This window comes from Rhizobium sp. SU303, assembly GCF_021052345.1.
GTDB classification, from domain to species: domain Bacteria; phylum Pseudomonadota; class Alphaproteobacteria; order Rhizobiales; family Rhizobiaceae; genus Rhizobium; species Rhizobium laguerreae.
Window position 1 is genome coordinate 363521 of the sequence record NZ_CP088095.1, and the last position, 18125, is coordinate 381645.

At 61.7% G+C, this 18125-nt stretch carries 15 protein-coding genes; 9 read left to right on the top strand and 6 right to left on the bottom strand.

Annotation, left to right across the window (positions count from 1 at the left end):
- Positions 1–59: 59 nt before the first annotated feature.
- Positions 60–959, top strand: coding sequence for a bifunctional methylenetetrahydrofolate dehydrogenase/methenyltetrahydrofolate cyclohydrolase FolD (gene folD / locus RlegSU303_RS01830; RefSeq protein ID WP_094086718.1), 900 nt, complete (start codon positions 60–62; stop codon positions 957–959).
- Here folD and RlegSU303_RS01835 read toward each other — a convergent pair whose 3' ends face one another.
- Complete coding sequence (locus RlegSU303_RS01835) at positions 960–1985, bottom strand: LacI family DNA-binding transcriptional regulator (RefSeq protein ID WP_094086717.1); 1026 nt, start codon at positions 1983–1985, stop codon at positions 960–962.
- Positions 1986–2293: 308 nt separating this feature from the next.
- Between RlegSU303_RS01835 and RlegSU303_RS01840 the strand changes: the two genes are divergently transcribed.
- From RlegSU303_RS01840 to RlegSU303_RS01865, 6 genes are all read left to right on the top strand, one after another.
- Complete coding sequence (locus RlegSU303_RS01840; protein ID WP_017959020.1) at positions 2294–3655, top strand: ABC transporter substrate-binding protein; 1362 nt, start codon at positions 2294–2296, stop codon at positions 3653–3655.
- 188 nt (positions 3656–3843) lie between these two features.
- Positions 3844–4857, top strand: coding sequence for a carbohydrate ABC transporter permease (locus tag RlegSU303_RS01845; protein WP_017959021.1), 1014 nt, complete (start codon positions 3844–3846; stop codon positions 4855–4857).
- Between the two features lies 1 nt (position 4858).
- Positions 4859–6022 (top strand): carbohydrate ABC transporter permease, encoded by a 1164-nt coding sequence (locus RlegSU303_RS01850; RefSeq protein WP_017959022.1) that lies wholly within the window; start codon positions 4859–4861, stop codon positions 6020–6022.
- A gap of 34 nt (positions 6023–6056) precedes the next feature.
- Positions 6057–7709, top strand: a complete 1653-nt coding sequence (gene bglA, locus RlegSU303_RS01855; protein ID WP_017959023.1) for a beta-galactosidase BglA — start codon at positions 6057–6059, stop codon at positions 7707–7709.
- Between the two features lie 22 nt (positions 7710–7731).
- Positions 7732–8820: an ABC transporter ATP-binding protein gene (locus RlegSU303_RS01860; RefSeq protein WP_231283388.1), complete on the top strand. Its 1089-nt coding sequence runs from the start codon at positions 7732–7734 to the stop codon at positions 8818–8820.
- 176 nt (positions 8821–8996) lie between these two features.
- Positions 8997–9350, top strand: a complete 354-nt coding sequence (locus RlegSU303_RS01865) for a hypothetical protein (RefSeq protein ID WP_043294401.1) — start codon at positions 8997–8999, stop codon at positions 9348–9350.
- A gap of 80 nt (positions 9351–9430) precedes the next feature.
- On the opposite strand, the gene edd is transcribed toward RlegSU303_RS01865, so the two are convergent.
- The 5 genes from edd to RlegSU303_RS01890 all read right to left on the bottom strand — a co-directional run bounded on the left by edd (position 9431) and on the right by RlegSU303_RS01890 (position 16399).
- Positions 9431–11254, bottom strand: a complete 1824-nt coding sequence (gene edd, locus RlegSU303_RS01870) for a phosphogluconate dehydratase (RefSeq protein ID WP_017959026.1) — start codon at positions 11252–11254, stop codon at positions 9431–9433.
- Positions 11255–11333: 79 nt separating this feature from the next.
- Positions 11334–12032, bottom strand: a complete 699-nt coding sequence (gene pgl, locus RlegSU303_RS01875) for a 6-phosphogluconolactonase (protein WP_168276742.1) — start codon at positions 12030–12032, stop codon at positions 11334–11336.
- Between the two features lie 10 nt (positions 12033–12042).
- Complete coding sequence (gene zwf / locus RlegSU303_RS01880) at positions 12043–13518, bottom strand: glucose-6-phosphate dehydrogenase (protein ID WP_017959028.1); 1476 nt, start codon at positions 13516–13518, stop codon at positions 12043–12045.
- Between the two features lie 135 nt (positions 13519–13653).
- Positions 13654–14952, bottom strand: coding sequence for an NAD(P)/FAD-dependent oxidoreductase (locus RlegSU303_RS01885; RefSeq protein ID WP_222330446.1), 1299 nt, complete (start codon positions 14950–14952; stop codon positions 13654–13656).
- Between the two features lie 10 nt (positions 14953–14962).
- Positions 14963–16399, bottom strand: a complete 1437-nt coding sequence (locus RlegSU303_RS01890) for a glutamine synthetase family protein (RefSeq protein WP_017959030.1) — start codon at positions 16397–16399, stop codon at positions 14963–14965.
- An 88-nt stretch (positions 16400–16487) separates the two neighbouring features.
- On the opposite strand from RlegSU303_RS01890, the gene RlegSU303_RS01895 reads away from it, so the two are divergent.
- Together RlegSU303_RS01895 and RlegSU303_RS01900 are read left to right on the top strand one after the other, a co-directional pair.
- Entirely contained in the window at positions 16488–17708 is a 1221-nt protein-coding gene (locus tag RlegSU303_RS01895; protein WP_231283389.1) for an NAD(P)/FAD-dependent oxidoreductase, read from the top strand.
- A 213-nt stretch (positions 17709–17921) separates the two neighbouring features.
- A complete protein-coding gene (locus RlegSU303_RS01900; RefSeq protein WP_012756101.1) occupies positions 17922–18065 on the top strand; it encodes a hypothetical protein in 144 nt (47 codons plus the stop codon).
- Positions 18066–18125 lie beyond the last annotated feature (60 nt).

The window sequence follows — 18125 nt, forward strand, 5'->3', positions numbered from 1 at the left end:
GCGGGCAATTGACGCTCGCCGAGTATCCATAGATTGCGTGAAACAGGGCGGAGAGACGCGTGACGACAGTAATCGACGGCAAGAACGTAGCTGCATCGGTCATTCAGACGGTCAAGAGTGCGACGGCGGCGCTGGAAAAGAGCAGCGGCGTCACCACCGGCCTTGCGGTCGTCATCGTCGGCGACGACCCGGCAAGCCACGCCTATGTCGGCTCCAAGGGCCGCATGGCCAAGGAGTGCGGCTTCAAGTCCGTTCAGCACACGCTGCCGGCGGAAACGAAGCAGGAGGATCTGGCAGCTCTCGTCGCCACCCTCAACGCCGATCCGTCGATCCACGGCATTCTGGTGCAGCTGCCCTTGCCGAAGCCGCTCGACAGCGAGGCGATCATCCAGTCGATCCTGCCGGAAAAGGATGTCGACGGCCTGAGCGTCGTCAATGCCGGCAAGCTCGCCACCGGCGACCTGAAAACCGGACTTGTCTCCTGCACCCCGGCCGGCGCCATGGTCTTCGTCCGCCGCACCCATGGCGAGGATCTCTCCGGCCTCAACGCCGTCGTCATCGGCCGCTCGAACCTGTTCGGCAAGCCGATGGCGCAATTGCTGCTCAATGCCAATGCGACGGTGACGATCGCTCATTCCAGGACGAAGAACCTTGCTGAAGTTTGCCGCAACGCCGATATCCTGGTGGCCGCCGTCGGCCGGCCGGAGATGGTCAGGGCCGATTGGGTGAAGCCAGGTGCGACGGTCATCGACGTCGGCATCAATCGGGTGGCAGCCCCCGAAAGAGGCGAGGGCAAGACCCGGCTCGTCGGCGACGTCGCCTTCGAGGAGGTCTCGGCGGTCGCCAGCACCATCACTCCGGTTCCCGGCGGCGTCGGGCCGATGACCATCGCCATGCTGATGGCCAACACCGTGATCGCCGCTCATCGCGCTGCGGGGCAGACGCCGCCCCAGTTTTGATTACGGCCGCGGGGCAGGACCGGTCGAGGCCCTGACGATCAGCTCGGTCTTCCAGAGCTCCTGGTCGGGGAAGGGGCCGGCATGCTTCACCGTGCCGATCAGCCGCTGCGCGATGCGAACGCCCGCCGCCCGCAATGAAGAGCGGGTCGTCGTCAGCGGCACGGAAAAGCTTTCCGGTTTCAGCAGCGGCAGCACGTCGTCATGGGCGATCAGTGAGATATCCTCACCGAGCCGCAATCCGGCCTGGTTGACCGCGCGGATCGCGCCAAGCGCCAGCACCGTGCTGGAGCAGAGGATGGCCGTCGGCCGCTCCGGCAATTGCAGGAAATGTTCCATCGCCAGCAGGCCTTGTTCGTCCGTCATCAGCGCGTGGCTCATGCAACCCTCCTCGAGCGCGAGCCCGCGCTCGGCAAGGGCTGATATGACGCCGTTCTTCCTGCGGATGGCGAAATCGAGATGCATCGGTCCGTTCATCAGCGCAAAGCGCGTATGGCCGAGCTGCAGCAAGAGCCGCGTCGCGTCGTAGAAGGCGCCTTCATTGTCGATGTCGAGATAGGGATAGTCCGGCTCCGAACCGAAGGATCGGCCGTGTACGACATAGGGCATGGAGAGCGATTTCAGCATGGCGAGCCGCGGATCGTGGCCGCGCATATAGGCGACGAACAGGGCATCGACATTGCCGCTGATCGCAAGGCGGCGCAGCGCCGCTACCTCGTCATCCGGGTCGGCTGGCATGATGACGAAGTGGAAATCGTGGCGCACGGCCTCTTCGCCGAGCCCTGCCAGGAATTCACCGAAATGCACGTCGGACTGGTGGCCGGGCGCCGTCGGCATGACCAGGCCGATCGAGCCTGCCTTGCCGGTCGCAAGCCGCTGCGCCGCCTTGTTCGGCCTGTATCCGGTTTCCTTGACAGCCTGAAGCACGCGCGCCCGGGTCGCCTCATTGACCTCGGGATAGCCGTTGAGCGCCCGGCTCACCGTCGTCTGAGACAGCCCCAGCAATTCCGATAGCTGTTTGAGATTCACCTGCTATGCTTCCTCCCAGCCCCGCCCGTCAGCCGTCTTGAAAATGCATGCCGCCTCCCAGGCATCCAAAGCGCTTTCAATTATGTATCATCTGGCGCGCTTGACTCAAGAAAAATCGCTCCATATTTCCCGATAGGCGCTGTTACGCCGCGATATGCCCCGATATCTGGCGTATTCACAGCGGGTTTTCGCGAATTAACTTGACTCCATTCCATCGAAAGTGGAATGAGTTGGGTGTCAAAGCGCTTTGAAATTTCTTTTATTGAGGGAATTCGGCGCTGTTGGGATTGTGATGGGAGGTTGATCACATGAAAAAGTCATTTTTGATGGGCGTTGCCGTGGCAGCGCTTTTTGCCGGTGCTGCGTCCGCGGCCGATTTGAAATTTGCCCCGGGACAGGATTCCAAGTTCAACTGGAAGAGCTATGACGAGTTCAAGGCTGCGCATGCCGATCTGAAGGGTCAGCCGCTGACGATCTTCGGGCCGTGGCGTGGCGAGGACGAGGCGTTCTTCATGAGCGTGCTTGCCTATTTCACCGAAGCCACCGGCATCGATGCCAAATACTCCTCTTCCGAAAACTACGAACAGCAGATCGTCATCGACACGCAGGCGGGTTCGCCGCCGAACATTGCCGTTCTGCCGCAGCCCGGCCTCCTGGCCGATCTCGCCAGCAAGGGTTTCCTGACGCCGCTCGGCGATGACAACTCCAAGTGGATCAAGGACAATTACGGCGCCGGCGACAGCTGGGTCGGTTACGGCACCTACAAGGGCAAGGACGGCAAGGAAGCCTTCTACGCCTTCCCCTACAAGGCCGACGTAAAATCGCTGGTCTGGTATGTTCCGGAGAACTTCGAGGAAGCCGGTTACAAGATCCCGACGACCATGGAAGAGCTGCATGCCCTGACCGACCAGATCGTCAAGGACGGCGGCGTTCCCTGGTGCATCGGTCTCGGTTCCGGCGGCGCCACCGGCTGGCCGGCGACCGACTGGGTCGAGGACATCATGCTGCGCATGCAGCCGCCGGAAGCCTACGACAAGTGGACGACCAACGAGCTGAAGTTCACCGATCCGGCCGTCGTTGCCGCGATCGACGAGTTCGGCAAGTTCGCCAAGAACGCGAAATACGTCGATGGCGGCGTCGCAGCCGTGGCCTCGACCGATTTCCGCGACAGCCCGAAGGGCCTCTTCGCGGTTCCGCCGAAGTGCTACATGCACCATCAGGCCTCGTTCATTCCGTCCTTCTTCCCTGAAGGCACGAAGCTCGGCCAGGATGCCGACTTCTTCTACATGCCGACCTTTGCTTCGCATCCCGAACTCGGCAAGCCGGTTCTGGGCGCCGGCACGCTCGTCTCGATCGCCAAGGACTCGAAGGCTGCTCGCGCTTTCATCGACTTCCTGAAGACCCCGATCGCCCATGAGGTCTGGATGGCGCAGTCGAGCTTCCTGACGCCGTATAAGGGCGTCAGCACCGAGGCCTATGCCAACCCGCAGATGAAGAAGGAAGGCGATATCCTGACCTCCGCCACCACCTTCCGCTTCGACGGTTCCGACCTGATGCCGGGCAAGATCGGCGCCGGCGCCTTCTGGACCGGCATGGTCGATTTCGTCGGCGGCAAGTCCGCTGAAGAGGCCGCTGGCGAAATCCAGAGCGCCTGGGACGGCATCAAGTAATCCTTCAAAATGATGCCGCCGGCTTGCCGGCGGCATGGCTTTGCATGACTGGCCGGGCTCGCAAAGAGCCCGGCCATCGCAGGATATATTGTGATTGGGCAATACAAATAAATTGACGATGACCGGCGTTGGCCCGTCAGAATAAAAACCGGTCGGAATAAGATCAGGGGAAGCAGGGGAGGGACGAAATGCTGTTGCAGATAGTGTCCGCTTTAAGCGTCGTGGTCGTCGCCGTTGTCGCGTGCTCGGCCTATTTCTATTTTTCGAACAAGATCCTGGATCTCGCTCTGCCGGTGAAGGATGGCGACATCCGCGCCGCATCGCGCAATCTCAACCGGCGTGCACTCGTCCGGCCGTGGTTGTTCATCGGCCCGGCGCTCTTCCTGCTCATCGTCTATCTCGTCTATCCCGTCGTTGCGACCTTCATCCTCTCCTTCTACGACCGTGCCGGTCTGCAGTTCGTCGGCCTCGCCAACTACAAATGGGCGCTCGGCGACCGCGAATTCCGCCAGGCGATCTTCAACAACATCCTCTGGCTCGCCGTGGTGCCGGCTGCCTGCACCTTCTTCGGCCTCGTCATCGCCGTGATGACCGATCGCATCTGGTGGGGCAATATCGCCAAGAGCATCGTCTTCATGCCGATGGCGATCTCCTTCGTCGGTGCCTCGGTCATCTGGAAATTCATTTATGAATATCGCGGCGGCAACGACGTCCAGATCGGCCTGCTGAACGCCATTGTCCAGACCTTCGGCGGCACGCCGGAGGTGTGGATCTCCATTCCCTTCTGGAACAACTTCTTCTTGATGATCATTCTGATCTGGATCCAGACCGGTTTTGCCATGGTCATCCTGTCGGCGGCTCTTCGCGGCATTCCGGAAGAGACGATCGAAGCGGCCGTCATCGACGGCGCCAACGGCTGGCAGATCTTCTGGCGCATCATGGTGCCGCAGATCTGGGGCTCCATCGCAGTCGTCTGGACGACGATCACCATCCTCGTCCTCAAGGTCTTCGACATCGTGCTGACCATGACCAACGGCCAATGGCAGACGATGGTGCTGGCGAACCTGATGTTCGACTGGATGTTCCGCGGCGGCGGCGATTCCGGCCGAAGCGCGGTCATCGCCATCATCATCATGCTCGCCGTCACGCCGATCATGGTCTGGAACGTGCGCCGCGCCAATCGCGAGCTGAAAGGGCACTGAGATGACCGCTATCGGAAGCTACTTCAAGATCGGCCCCGCCCGGCTCTTCGTTCACGCAGCCGTTCTGTTGATCGTCATCATCTGGCTCATCCCGACGCTCGGCATCTTTGTCAGCGCGCTGCGCGACAAGGACCAGATCGTCGTCTCCGGCTGGTGGACGGCCTTCGTCGGCTCGACGCAGACCGTTGCCGTTCGCTTGGGCACACCGGACCAGCAGCAGCAGGAAGGTGCCGCCTATGTCATTGCCGGCAATGTGCTGGAAGGCCAGACCGGCCGCGAGGTGAAGGCCTTCGGCAATCGCGTGCAGCAGCCGGCCGCCTTCAAGGCCGGTGAGACCGCCGATCTCGGCGACGGTGAAACCCTGCAGATCAACAGCGACGGCAGTTATCGCTATGTGAAGAACGCCGCCTTTTCGCCCGACCAACGCCCGCGGCGCATCTATGCATCCGTCTCGGCACCGCCGGAATTCACGATGCAGAACTACAACACGGTTCTAAGAGGCGAGGGCATTGGCCAATCCTTCATCAACTCGCTGACCGTGACGATCCCGGCGACGATCATCCCGATCCTGATTGCCGCTTTCGCCGCTTATGCCCTGAGCTGGATGGAGTTTCCCGGCCGCGGGCTGCTGATCGCGCTCGTCGTCGGCCTCATCGTCGTGCCGCTGCAGATGTCCCTGATCCCGCTGCTGCGTCTCTACAACGAGATCGGCAACATGCTCGGCCAGCCGTCGAAGACCTATCCCGGCATCTGGCTGGCTCATACCGCTTTCGGCATGCCGCTCGCCATCTATCTCTTGCGGGCCTATATCGCCGGCCTGCCGAAGGAAATCATCGAATCCGCCCGTGTCGACGGCGCGAGCGATTTCGAGATCTTCGTCCGCATCGTTTTGCCTCTGTCCTTCCCGGCACTCGCCTCCTTCGCCATCTTCCAGTTCCTGTGGGTGTGGAACGACTTGCTCGTCGCCATGGTCTTCCTCGGCACCGACAAGGACCACATCGTGCTGACCGGCAGCCTGAACGCGCTGCTCGGCTCGCGCGGTGGCAATTGGGAGATTTTGACGGCGTCAGCCTTCGTCACCATCATCGTGCCGCTGCTCGTCTTCTTCGGGCTTCAGCGTTACCTGGTGCGCGGTCTGCTGGCGGGTTCGGTCAAGGGAGGCTGACCATTTCCAAACGTGACTTCAAACAGGATATTCCATGAACGTGGCTTCCCAATCGATCTCGACCCCTGACAAGGACTGGTGGCGCGGCGCGGTGATCTACCAGATCTACCCGCGCTCCTACCAGGATTCGAACGGCGACGGCATCGGCGACCTGAAGGGCATCACCGCTCGCCTGCCGCATGTGGCAAACCTTGGCGTCGATGCGATCTGGATCTCGCCCTTCTTCACCTCGCCGATGCGCGATTTCGGTTATGACGTTTCCGACTACGAGAATGTCGATTCGATCTTCGGCACGCTGGTGGATTTCGACACGATGATCGCCGAGGCCCATCGCCTCGGCATCCGCGTGATGATCGACCTCGTCATCTCCCACAGCTCGGATCAGCACCCCTGGTTCGTGCAAAGCCGCTCCAGCAAGACCAACGCCAAGGCCGACTGGTATGTCTGGGCCGACGCTAAGCCGGACGGCACGCCGCCGAACAACTGGCTGTCGATCTTCGGCGGCTCGGCATGGGCGTGGGATCCGACGCGCATGCAATATTACCTGCACAATTTCCTGACCTCGCAGCCGGACATGAACCTGCATAACCCTGAGGTGCAGGACCGTCTGCTCGATGTCGTACGCTTCTGGCTCAATCGCGGCGTCGACGGCTTCCGCCTCGACACCATCAATTTCTATTTCCATGACACGCAGCTGCGCGACAATCCGGCGCTTGCGCCCGAGCGCCGCAACGCCTCGACGGCGCCGGCGGTCAATCCCTATAATTTTCAGGAGCATCTTTACGACAAGAACCGGCCCGAAAACCTTGCCTTCCTGAAGCGCTTCCGCGCCGTTCTCGAGGAATTCCCCGCAATCGCCGCCGTCGGCGAAGTCGGCGACAGCCAGCGAGGCCTCGAAATCGTCGGCGAATACACCTCCGGCAACGACAAGATGCATATGTGCTATGCCTTCGAGTTCCTGGCGCCCGATCCGCTGACGCCGGAGCGTGTCGAGGAGGTGATGCAGGATTTCGAAGCTGCGGCACCCGATGGTTGGGCCTGCTGGGCCTTCTCCAATCACGACGTCATGCGCCATGTCAGCCGCTGGGGCGGGCTGGTCGCCGATCACGACGCCTTTGCCAAGCTTTATGCCTCGTTGCTGATGACGATGCGCGGCTCCGTCTGCCTCTATCAGGGCGAGGAACTGGCGCTGACCGAGGCCGATCTCGCCTATCAGGATCTGCAGGACCCCTATGGCATCCAGTTCTGGCCGGAATTCAAGGGCCGCGACGGCTGCCGCACGCCGATGGTCTGGGACAGCCAGGTCGCCCAGGGCGGCTTCTCGACGGTCAAGCCCTGGCTGCCGGTGCCGGTCGAGCACATCCTGCGTGCCGTCAGCGTCCAGCTGGGCGACGAGGCTTCGGTGCTCGAGCATTATCGCCGCTTCATCGCCTTCCGCAAGCTGCACCCGGCTTTTGCCAAGGGCGAGATCGAATTCGAGGAAATACAGGGCGATACGCTGCTCTTCACCCGTGAATACGGCAATGAGAAGCTGCTCTGCATCTTCAACATGAGCCCGGCCGAGGTCGGCGTCATCTTGCCGGCGGGAGAATGGCAGGCATTGACGGGCCACGGCTTTACCAGCAACAACTATGGCGACAAGATCGATATTCCGGCCTGGGGGGCGTATTTCGCCCGTCTCGCCTAAAGAACGCAGGGGAGAGAGAGAAATGACTGGACTGACGCTGAAGGATATTCGCAAATCCTACGGTTCCGTGGACGTTCTCCACGGTATCGATCTCGATATCAAGCAGGGCGAATTCATCGTCTTCGTCGGTCCGTCCGGCTGTGGCAAATCCACGCTTCTGCGCATGATCGCCGGTCTCGAGGCGATCACCGGCGGTGAGATGTATATCGATGGCCATCTCGTCAATGACGTGCCGCCCTCCAAGCGCGGCATCGCCATGGTCTTCCAGTCCTATGCGCTCTACCCGCATATGACCGTCTTCGATAACATGGCGTTCGGCATGAAGATCGCCGGCGAAAGCAAGCAGGAAATCGATCGCCGCGTCAAGGCGGCGGCCGAGAGCCTGCAGCTGACCCAATATCTCGGTCGCCTGCCGAAGGCACTTTCCGGCGGCCAGCGCCAGCGCGTGGCGATCGGCCGCGCCATCTGCCGCGATCCCAAGGTCTTCCTGTTCGACGAGCCGCTGTCCAACCTCGATGCCGCGCTGCGCGTCGCGACCCGCATCGAGATCGCCCGTCTGAACGAACAGATGGCCGATACGACGATGATCTACGTCACCCATGACCAGGTCGAGGCGATGACGCTCGCCGACCGCATCGTCGTTCTCTCCGCGGGCAATATCGAGCAGGTCGGCGCGCCGCTGGACCTCTACGAGCGCCCGGCAAACCTCTTCGTCGCGAAATTCATCGGCTCGCCGGCGATGAATATCATTCCGGCGACGGTCGCCGGAACTGGAAGCCAGACGACGGTGACGCTGACCGGCGGCATGTCGGTGACCCTCGTTGTGGCGACCGACGCGTCGGAAACCGGCAAGCAGGCAAGCTTCGGCGTTCGTCCGGAGGATCTCCGGGTTGCCGACCACGCCGACTACCTTTTCGAAGGTGAAGTGTCGATCGTCGAAGCGCTCGGCGAAGTGACGCTGCTTTATATCGAGGGCCTGGTTCCTGGCGAGCCAATCGTCGTCAAGCTGCCCGGCATCTACGATGTGAAGAAGGGCCAGAGGATGCGGTTTGCCGCCGACAGGCAGAAGTTGCATCTCTTTGACGCAACCGGTCATACCTACCGGAAATGAGGCGGCCATTTTTGGGGTGATTACCCCAGGAATTGTGCAGGACGGGCCGAATTCTCACTTTCTGTTAAAGATCGGCTGCTACCTTTTCCTCGTTAATTTATGAGGGGGATAAGCACGTGGCCGCTTCCAATCCGTCACAGCCAAAATCTCATTTCCTGAGCAAGGAAGAATCCTTCATGTATGACCGCGAGGTGCGGTTCAAAATGGAGGACACGATGAATGCCGCGCGCATCGAATATACGGAAAAGGGCGTCATGCACGCGGCTTCGCGCCGCTGCGACATTGTCCGGATCTCGATGAGCAGCGCGACACTCGCGATCCTGACCCAGTTCAGCCTGCCGAAGCAGTTCTATCTGGATATTCCGGATGCCCGCATCACCAAGGTCGGCTGCCTGCTGATGAAGGTCAACGTCAACAATACGATCGACGTGCGCTTCCTGCGCCTGCTGACGCAGAAGGAGCTGAACAAGATCTTCGTCTACAGCACCCATCCGGCCCACCGCGACTACGTTCTCGATATCCGGGCCTGAGGGACCATCCGACTGAAATCAAAAACCCACGGGGTGCTGCGCGCGCCCCGTGGGTTTTTGTCTGTCTCCAGTGACCACGCTCAGTGGTGGAAGAGCACGCTCGCACCCTGGTCCGAAGGTCCGACGGCGCGGCGGAACGGTGCGAAGAGCTCGCGGCCCATGCCGAATTCATTGTCGGAGAGATCGACGACGACAGGCTCGCGCTCGGCCAAATCGGCCGCATCGACGAGCAGCTCGAGCGTGCCCTTGATCGCGTCCAGGCGAATGATGTCGCCCTCGCGGATGCGGGCGATCGGACCGCCATCGACCGCTTCCGGGGTGACGTGGATCGCCGCCGGCACCTTGCCGGATGCGCCCGACATGCGACCGTCGGTCAGCAGCGCCACGTGGAAGCCGCGGTCCTGCAGCACGCCGAGCGGCGGCGTCAGCTTGTGCAGTTCCGGCATGCCGTTCGCCTTTGGGCCCTGGAAGCGCACGACAGCGATGAAATCGCGGTTGAGCTTGCCTTCCTTGAAGGCATCCTGCAGCTCCTGCTGGCTGTGGAAAATGATCGCCGGCGCCTCGATGATGTGACGCTCCGGCTTGACGGCCGATATCTTGATGACCGCCTTGCCGAGATTGCCGCGCAGCATCTTCAACCCGCCATTCGCCTGGAACGGTGTTTCGATGCTGGAGAGCACTTTGGGATCGACGCTTTTTTCCGGCGACGGTTCGCGTACGACGGCGCCCTTTTCGCCGAGACGGGCATCGACCGTATAGGCTTCAAGACCCTGGCCGAAAACCGTGCGCACGTCGTCATGCACCAGACCGTGCTTCAACAGTTCCTTGATAAGGAAACCCATGCCGCCGGCCGCCTGGAAATGGTTCACGTCGGCCAGTCCGTTCGGATAGACGCGGGCAAGCAGCGGGACGATTTCCGAAAGCTCGGCAATGTCCTGCCAGGTGAGTTGGATGCCGGCTGCCCGCGCCATGGCTACGAGGTGCAGCGTATGATTGGTCGAGCCGCCGGTCGCATGCAGGCCGACGACGCCGTTGACGACCGAGCGTTCGTCGATCATCTCGCCCGCCGGCGTGAATTCGTTGCCGAGCGCGGTGATCGCCAGCGCGCGCTTGGCAGCTTCGCGCGTCAGCGCTTCGCGCAGCGGGGTGCCGGGATTGATGAAGGAGGAGCCCGGCATGTGGAAGCCCATGATCTCCATCAGCATCTGGTTGGAATTGGCGGTGCCGTAGAAGGTGCAGGTGCCGGGACCGTGATAGGATTTCGATTCCGCTTCCAGCAGTTCGGCGCGTCCGACCTTGCCCTCGGCGAAGAGCTGGCGCACGCGCGACTTCTCGTCGTTCGGCAGGCCTGTGGTCATCGGACCGGCCGGAACGAAGATCGACGGCAGGTGCCCGAAGGATAGTGCTGCGATCACGAGGCCGGGCACGATCTTGTCACAGACGCCGAGGAAGAGGGCGGCATCGAACATGTTGTGCGACAGGCCGACGCCCGCCGACATGGCGATCAGGTCGCGCGAGAAGAGCGAGAGCTCCATGCCCGGCTGTCCCTGGGTGACGCCATCGCACATCGCCGGCACGCCGCCGGCCACCTGCGCCACGCCGCCTGCCTGGGCGGCTGCCTCACGGATGATCGCTGGATAGGTCTCGAACGGCTGATGGGCCGAGAGCATGTCGTTATAGGCGGTGATGATGCCGAGATTGGCGATGCGGTCGCCGGCAAGCGCATCCTTGTCGGCGGGGGAACAGACCGCGAAGCCGTGGGCGAGGTTGGCGCAGCCAAGCACCGAGCGCTGCACGCCCTGCGAGGCGGCCGCGCGCAGGCGTTCAAGATAGCGTTCGCGGGTGGGCTTCGAGCGTTCGACGATGCGATCGGTGATCGCAGAGATGCGTGCATGAGCGGACATGGAAAATCCCTGCCTTGTTCGTTGTCTATATCTGTTTCGGCGGCTCCGGCCTAAATCTGAATTTCAGATCTGCGGCGGATCAGGGAGCCCAGTAGATCTCGACCGGGGAAGTGGCCCGGCGCAGAATGGCGCGGATCGGCATTTCTGCCTCTTCACCGCTGCCTTCCGCCTTGGCGAGAACGTCTTTTTTGCCTTCGCCCTCTATATGGAGAACCAGGAGTGCGGCATCCTCAAGACTGGAGAAGGTGAAGGTCAGGCGCGGCTCGCCGGCCCCTTCCGCTTCCATGGTGATGATGCCACGCGGCGTCGATGCATCGATCGCCTTGGCAAGATTGCTGCCGCCGGGAAAGAACGAGGCGGTGTGGCCGTCGCCACCCATGCCGAGGATGACAACGTCGAAGGGGATGCCGATCTCTGCGCTTTTTGCCGTCGCAAGTCTTGCAGCTTCCTCGACGGAAGGTGCCGGCTGGTAAAGCGGCACGAAGCGCGCCGCCTTTGCCTTGTTCTGAAGAAGATTGGCATCGACCAGCAGATGGTTCGAGCGCGGATTGTCGGCCGGCACGAAGCGTTCGTCGACAAGCGTGATCGTCACTTTTTCCCAGGCGATGTCGCGCGTCGAAAGCGCCTGGAAGAAGGCCTTCGGTGTGGAGCCGCCGGAGACGGCGATGGACGCCGTTCCGCGGGCGGCGATCGCTGCCGAAAGCGTATCCGCGACCTTATCGGCGAGGCTGCCGGCAAGCTCTGCGGCACTGGCGAAGGAATGCAGGGTCGATGCCATCGATGTCGTCCTAGATTTCGTCATGCCAGGTGCGGCCGTCACGCTCGATCAGTGCGATAGCCTGGCTCGGTCCCCAGGTGCCGGCCGTATAGCCCTGCACCTGCTGGCCGGTCGTTTCCCAACCCTTGAGGATCGGATCCACCCATTTCCACGCGGCTTCGACTTCGTCGCGGCGCATGAACAATGTCTGGTTGGAACGGATCACGTCCATCAGCAGGCGCTCGTAGGCGTCCGGATTGCGGACGTTGAAGGCCTGGGCGAAGCTCATGTCGAGCGAGACGTTGCGCAGGCGCATGCCGCCCGGACCCGGATCCTTGATCATCAGCGACTGCTTGACGCCCTCATCCGGCTGCAGGCGGATGATCAGCTGGTTGGCGACGATGCGCCCTGCCGCCTGGTCGAAGATCGCGTGCGGGATCGGCTTGAAGGTGATGACGATCTCGGACATGCGCCCGGTCAAGCGCTTGCCGGTTCTTATATAGAAGGGGACGCCCGCCCAGCGCCAGTTGTTGATCTCGGCCTTGATGGCGACGAAGGTCTCGGTGTTCGAGACGCCGCCTTCGAGCTCTTCGAGGTAGCCCTTGACCGGGCCGGTGCCCGATGCGCCGGCGCGATACTGGCCGCGGACCGTCGCCTGTTCGACGTTGGAGGCATTGAGCGGCTTCAGCGCGCGCAGCACCTTCAGCTTCTCGTCGCGAACGGCTTCCGAATCCATCGACGAGGGCACTTCCATCGCCGTCAGGCAGAGCAGCTGCAGGATGTGGTTCTGCACCATATCGCGCAATGCGCCCGCCGTGTCGTAATAGCCGGCGCGGCCTTCGAGGCCGACCGATTCAGCCACGGTGATCTGCACGTGGTCGATGTAGTTGGCGTTCCACAGCGGCTCGTAGAGCGCGTTAGCGAAGCGCAGCGCCATCAGGTTCTGCACCGTCTCCTTGCCAAGATAATGGTCGATGCGGAAGATCTGCTCTTCCTTGAAGGCGCGGCCGATCGTGTCGTTGAGCTGCAGCGCCGAGGCGAGGTCGCGGCCGATCGGCTTCTCGACGACGATGCGGGTCGACTTGGTGATCAACTTGTGGTCGTGGATCTTCTGCGAAATGTCGCCGAAGATGCCGGGCGCGACCGCCAGATAGAAGGAGCGCACACGCTCCTTGCCCTCATCGAGCAGTTTCTTCAGCTGATCCCAGCCGCTGTCGGTGCGGGCATCGACCGAGACGTAGTAAAGCCGGGCACAGAACTTCTCCACCTCAGCCTCGTCATATTCGCCCTTCTTCAGGTGTTCCTTCAGCGCATCGCGGGCAAAATTGCGGTATTCCTCATGGGTCAAGGGGCTGCGCGAGGCGCCGATCACGCGGGTCGGTTCGCTGAACTGGCCTTCGATCTGGCGATGATAAAGGGCGGGCAGCAATTTGCGTTCGGCAAGGTCGCCGCTGCCGCCGAAAACGACGTAATCAAAAGGCTCAACGGGAATGATCTGGCTGCTCATGAGCTTGTCTCTCAATCAGGCTTGGTTGACGGCTCTTCTAATCTAATCGATTTAAAAAAGCCAGTGTGCAGTGCAATGAATCTCTCAGGCACCGGTTTTAGAGCGAATTTCCGGAAGATGAAATCCGCAATCGGACTAAAACTTGTCGCGAAGCGCAAACCACGACAAGGCGAGGAAAAGCAACGGCGCCCGCATGCGGGGACCACCGGGAAAGGCTGGAATATCAAGCGATGTGAAGAGGTCGAGATCGCCGGATTTTCCAAGCACCGTTTCCGCGTAGAGCTTGCCACAGTAGTTTGACAACATGACGCCATGGCCGGAATAACCGCCGATCGAGATGACGCCGGGCATGACCTCGCGCACGAAGGGCTGGCGCGGCAGGGTGATGCCGACGCTGCCGCCCCAGGCATGGGTGATCTCGATGTCCTTCAGCTCTGGATAAATCTCGGCGATCTGCCGGCGGATGTGCTGCGAAATGTCCCGCGGATTGTCCGACGTATAGGCCTCGCGTCCGCCGAACAGCAGGCGGCCGTCGCCGAATTTGCGGAAGTAGCGCACGACGAAGCGCGAATCGGCCACGGCCTCGCCCCCGGGCAGCACATCGGGATGCCCGTCGAGCGGCGCCGTGGCGCCGATGAAGGAGCGGATCGGCATGACATGGCTCGCCGTCACCGGCTCGAGGCCGTCAATATGGCCGTCGCAGGCGATCAGCGCGCGCTCAGCGGTGATCGTTCCCCTTTCCGTTTCGATCGTCACCTTGCCGCCGCTTTGGCGGATCGCCGTTGCCGTGGTCATCTCGAAGATTTCAGCACCGGCATTGGCGGCGACCCGCGCCAGCCCGACCAGCAGCTTCAGCGGATGGATATGGCCGGTGCCGACATCGCGCACGCCGCAGTAGAAACGCTTCGAGCCGAGCCTTTCCTGCGTTTCCTCCTCGTCCATGAAGCTGAGATGCGGATAGCCGTAGCGTAAGGCGGCGATTTCGGCATTCTCGTAATAGTCGCGTTTGTAGCTCGCCTTATGTGCGACATTGAGCTGGCCGGGCACATAGTCGATCTCGATCTGATGCTCGCGGGCGAAATCGATGAGATGGCGCTTGGCCGCTTCGGCAAGATCGAACAGCGCCTTCGAGCGTTCGTAGCCGATCTTCTCCTCAAGTTCTTCCGGCCACCATCGCTGACCGGTGCCCAGTTGGCCGCCATTGCGTCCGGACGCCCCGTCGCCGAAGCGGCAGGCGTCGATCAGGACCACCGAAACGCCTGACTTGGCAAGATTATAGGCGGCCTGCAGGCCGGTATAACCGCCGCCGACAATTACGACGTCGCACGTTCTCGATCCGTCGAGAGCGGGATAGGTGGGCCGCTCCCCGACGGTTGCCTGATACCAGGACAGCCCGGGCGCGATCGGGCTCTGCCACGTCTCCTGCGATGCCATGATGCTTCCCTCACACGTTGAGCAGAAGGAATTCCCGCTCCCAGGGGCTGATCACCTGCATGAAGGTCTCGAACTCGCCGCGCTTGACGCCGGCATAAAGGCCTATGAACTGCTTGCCGAAGATCTCCTCGAAGGCGGGTTCGTCCTCGAGTAGCGCCACGGCTTCCAGCAGGCCGCGCGGCAGGTCGATCGATCCCTCATTGGCCGAATCCTCGGTCGGCGCCGTCGGCTCGATCTCCTTCATGATGCCGAGCAGGCCGGAGGCGAGCGAGGCGGCGAGCGCGAGATAGGGATTGGCGTCCGAGCTCGGCAGCCGGTTTTCCACGCGCCGCGCCTGCGGATCGGAGACCGGGACACGGAAGGCCGTCGTCCGGTTGTCGTAACCCCAGGCATTGTTGACCGGGCAGGACATATCGGGCTGCAGGCGCCGGTAGGAATTCACATAGGGCGCCAGCATCGCCATCGCGCTCGGCACGAATTTCTGCATGCCGCCGATGAAATGGAAGAATTCCTTCGAAGCCGAGCCATCGGCATTGGAGAAGATGTTCTTGCCGGTCTCGATATCAACCACCGACTGGTGGATATGCATCGCCGAGCCCGGCTGACCCTGCATCGGCTTGGCCATGAAGGTCGCGTAGATGTCGTGTTTCAGCGCCGCCTCGCGGATCGTCCGCTTGAACAGGAACACCTGGTCGGCAAGCTCGATCGGATTGCCGTGGCGCAGGTTGATCTCGAGCTGCGCCGGTCCCTCTTCATGGATCAGCGTATCGATCTCCAGCCCCTGCTTCTCCGAGAAATGATAGACGTCGTCGATCAGCTCGTCGAACTCGTTGATGCCGGCGATCGAATAGCCCTGGCCGCCGAGGATCGAGCGGCCGGACCTGCCTTTCGGCGGGTGGAGCGGATAGTCGGGATCGTCGTTCTTGGCGACGAGGTAGAATTCGATCTCGGGCGCCACGATCGGTTTCCAGCCGCGCTCATGATAGAGACTCATGATCCGCTTCAGCACGTTGCGCGGCGTATAGGGGACTTCCCCGCCATCCGAATCGACGATGTCGCAGATCACCTGTGCCGTCGGGTCGGTCTCCCAGGGCACGACGGAAAGCGTCGAAAGATCGGGCATCAGCTTCAGATCGCTGTCGCGCGGCTCATAGCGGAAACTCTCCGTCTCGTCGGGATATTCGCCCGAAATCGTGTGCCGGTAGATTGCCGACGGCAGCGCCAGCGAGGTGTTGGAGGTGAATTTCGAACTCGGCATCATCTTGCCGCGCGCAACACCGGCAAGGTCCGGCGTGATGCATTCGATGTCTTCGATGCCCCTGTCCCTCAGCCACCGCGCTGCTTCCTTCCAGTTCGCAACGCCACGCAGGGATCCGGGTTCCGGGGGAGTTTTCTTTGAGGCGGGTACGTTTCTGGCAGGCTTCAGCGTCGTCTTTTTTGGGGACATGACACACCGGTTTGCGTTGATCGTGGCGCCATCATAACCAGACTTTGCCAATTGGCGAGAGGTTGAGAACGTTGACTTTCGCCCTTTGATGGAAAAAGAAGACGCGGGTTTGATCGGGGAAACGGGTTTGCAGCGCAAAAGCGACGTTATCGTCATCGGCGCCGGAGCGGCGGGCATGATGGCGGCCATCCGTGCCGGAAAACGCGGCCGTTCGGTCGTCATCCTCGACCATGCCAGGGCGCCTGGCGAGAAGATCCGTATATCAGGCGGCGGCCGCTGCAATTTCACCAATATCCATGCCGGACCGAAGAACTTCCTCTCCGCCAACCCGCATTTCTGCAAGTCGGCGCTTGCCCGTTTCACGCCCGCCGATTTCATCGCCATGGTCGACCGCCACGGCATCGCCTGGCACGAAAAGACGCTCGGCCAGCTTTTCTGCGACGATAGCGCCAAAGACATCATCCGCATGCTGCTGGCGGAGATGCGCATGGCCGGTGCGGCGCTGCATCTTGGCACCGAGATATCAGGCGTCGAAAAGACCGAAGCCGGCTTCCGGGTATCGACGAGCGAAGGTCACTGTGAGGCATCGTCGCTGATCGTCGCCACCGGCGGCAAGTCGATCCCGAAGATGGGCGCCACCGGCTTTGCCTATCGCCTCGCCGAACAATTCGGCTTGGCCGTGCTCGAAACCCGACCCGGCCTCGTGCCGCTGACGCTCGATCCCGGCCTGCTGGAAAGCATCGCGCCGCTCGCCGGCATTGCCGCCCCGGCCGAAATCCGCCACGGCAGGACCGCCTTCCGCGAAGCGCTGCTCTTCACCCATCGCGGCCTGAGCGGCCCCGCTGTCCTGCAGATCTCTTCCTATTGGCGCGAGGGCGACGAGGTCGTGGTCTCGATCGAACCGGAGATCGACATCGCTGCGCATCTGAAGACGGCAAAGCAGCTCAATGGCCGTCAGTCGCCGCAGACGGCACTCGGCGATATCCTGCCGAAGCGGCTGGCACAATTTCTCGTCGAGCGCGAAAAGATCTCCGGCAACATGGCCGACCTGCCCGACAAGGCGCTGCTGCGTCTTGCCGCCGGCGCCCAGAACTGGGCGGTCAAACCGTCCGGCTCGGAAGGCTACCGCACCGCCGAAGTGACGCTTGGCGGCATCGACACGGCAGCACTCGATTCCCGCAGCATGGAAGCAAAGGCCGTGCCCGGCCTCTATTTCATCGGCGAATGCGTCGACGTCACCGGCTGGCTTGGCGGCTATAATTTCCAGTGGGCCTGGGCTTCCGGTTTTGCCGCCGGCGAATGCGTCTAAAGCTCTTTGTTTTGATGCATGTCGTGGGCCCAAAACCGCTGCACATTTTTTGACATGCCTTGGAAGTATCCGGAGATAGCGATTCAAGACTTCTTAATAGAGGTGCGCCATCCTGTCTCAATTGGCGGTTTGTAAGGTCGTCCCCAAATTAAGCTTTACCGGCAAGCCGATTTGTTGGATTGTTGTTGTGTCAGAGAGAAGTGAGGTTTCGCCATGAACAGAAACGCACGACGCGCCCGCGCCATCGCAATTGCCGAGGCAAAGCCGAACGCCCGGATGGTCGCCCTGCGCTATCTGATGCTTGCAGCCGGCGCCACCGCCGCCAGCCTCGCGCTGCTGCTCTCGCACTTCATCTGATCCTGTCCGCAGACCTGGAACGAACGTTGCGACATGCTCATTGTCGCACCGCGGCGTCGC

Bases quoted from the DNA above. Each gene is read 5' to 3' on its own strand.
- RlegSU303_RS01840 (WP_017959020.1), top strand. From the start codon at position 2,294: ATGAAAAAGTCATTTTTGATGGGCGTTGCCGTGGCAGCGCTTTTTGCC.
- RlegSU303_RS01845 (WP_017959021.1), top strand. From the start codon at position 3,844: ATGCTGTTGCAGATAGTGTCCGCTTTAAGCGTCGTGGTCGTCGCCGTT.
- RlegSU303_RS01850 (WP_017959022.1), top strand. From the start codon at position 4,859: ATGACCGCTATCGGAAGCTACTTCAAGATCGGCCCCGCCCGGCTCTTC.
- bglA (WP_017959023.1), top strand. From the start codon at position 6,057: ATGAACGTGGCTTCCCAATCGATCTCGACCCCTGACAAGGACTGGTGG.
- RlegSU303_RS01860 (WP_231283388.1), top strand. From the start codon at position 7,732: ATGACTGGACTGACGCTGAAGGATATTCGCAAATCCTACGGTTCCGTG.
- RlegSU303_RS01865 (WP_043294401.1), top strand. From the start codon at position 8,997: ATGTATGACCGCGAGGTGCGGTTCAAAATGGAGGACACGATGAATGCC.
- edd (WP_017959026.1), bottom strand. From the start codon at position 11,254: ATGTCCGCTCATGCACGCATCTCTGCGATCACCGATCGCATCGTCGAA.
- pgl (WP_168276742.1), bottom strand. From the start codon at position 12,032: ATGGCATCGACCCTGCATTCCTTCGCCAGTGCCGCAGAGCTTGCCGGC.
- zwf (WP_017959028.1), bottom strand. From the start codon at position 13,518: ATGAGCAGCCAGATCATTCCCGTTGAGCCTTTTGATTACGTCGTTTTC.
- RlegSU303_RS01885 (WP_222330446.1), bottom strand. From the start codon at position 14,952: ATGGCATCGCAGGAGACGTGGCAGAGCCCGATCGCGCCCGGGCTGTCC.
- RlegSU303_RS01890 (WP_017959030.1), bottom strand. From the start codon at position 16,399: ATGTCCCCAAAAAAGACGACGCTGAAGCCTGCCAGAAACGTACCCGCC.
- RlegSU303_RS01895 (WP_231283389.1), top strand. From the start codon at position 16,488: ATGGAAAAAGAAGACGCGGGTTTGATCGGGGAAACGGGTTTGCAGCGC.
- RlegSU303_RS01900 (WP_012756101.1), top strand. From the start codon at position 17,922: ATGAACAGAAACGCACGACGCGCCCGCGCCATCGCAATTGCCGAGGCA.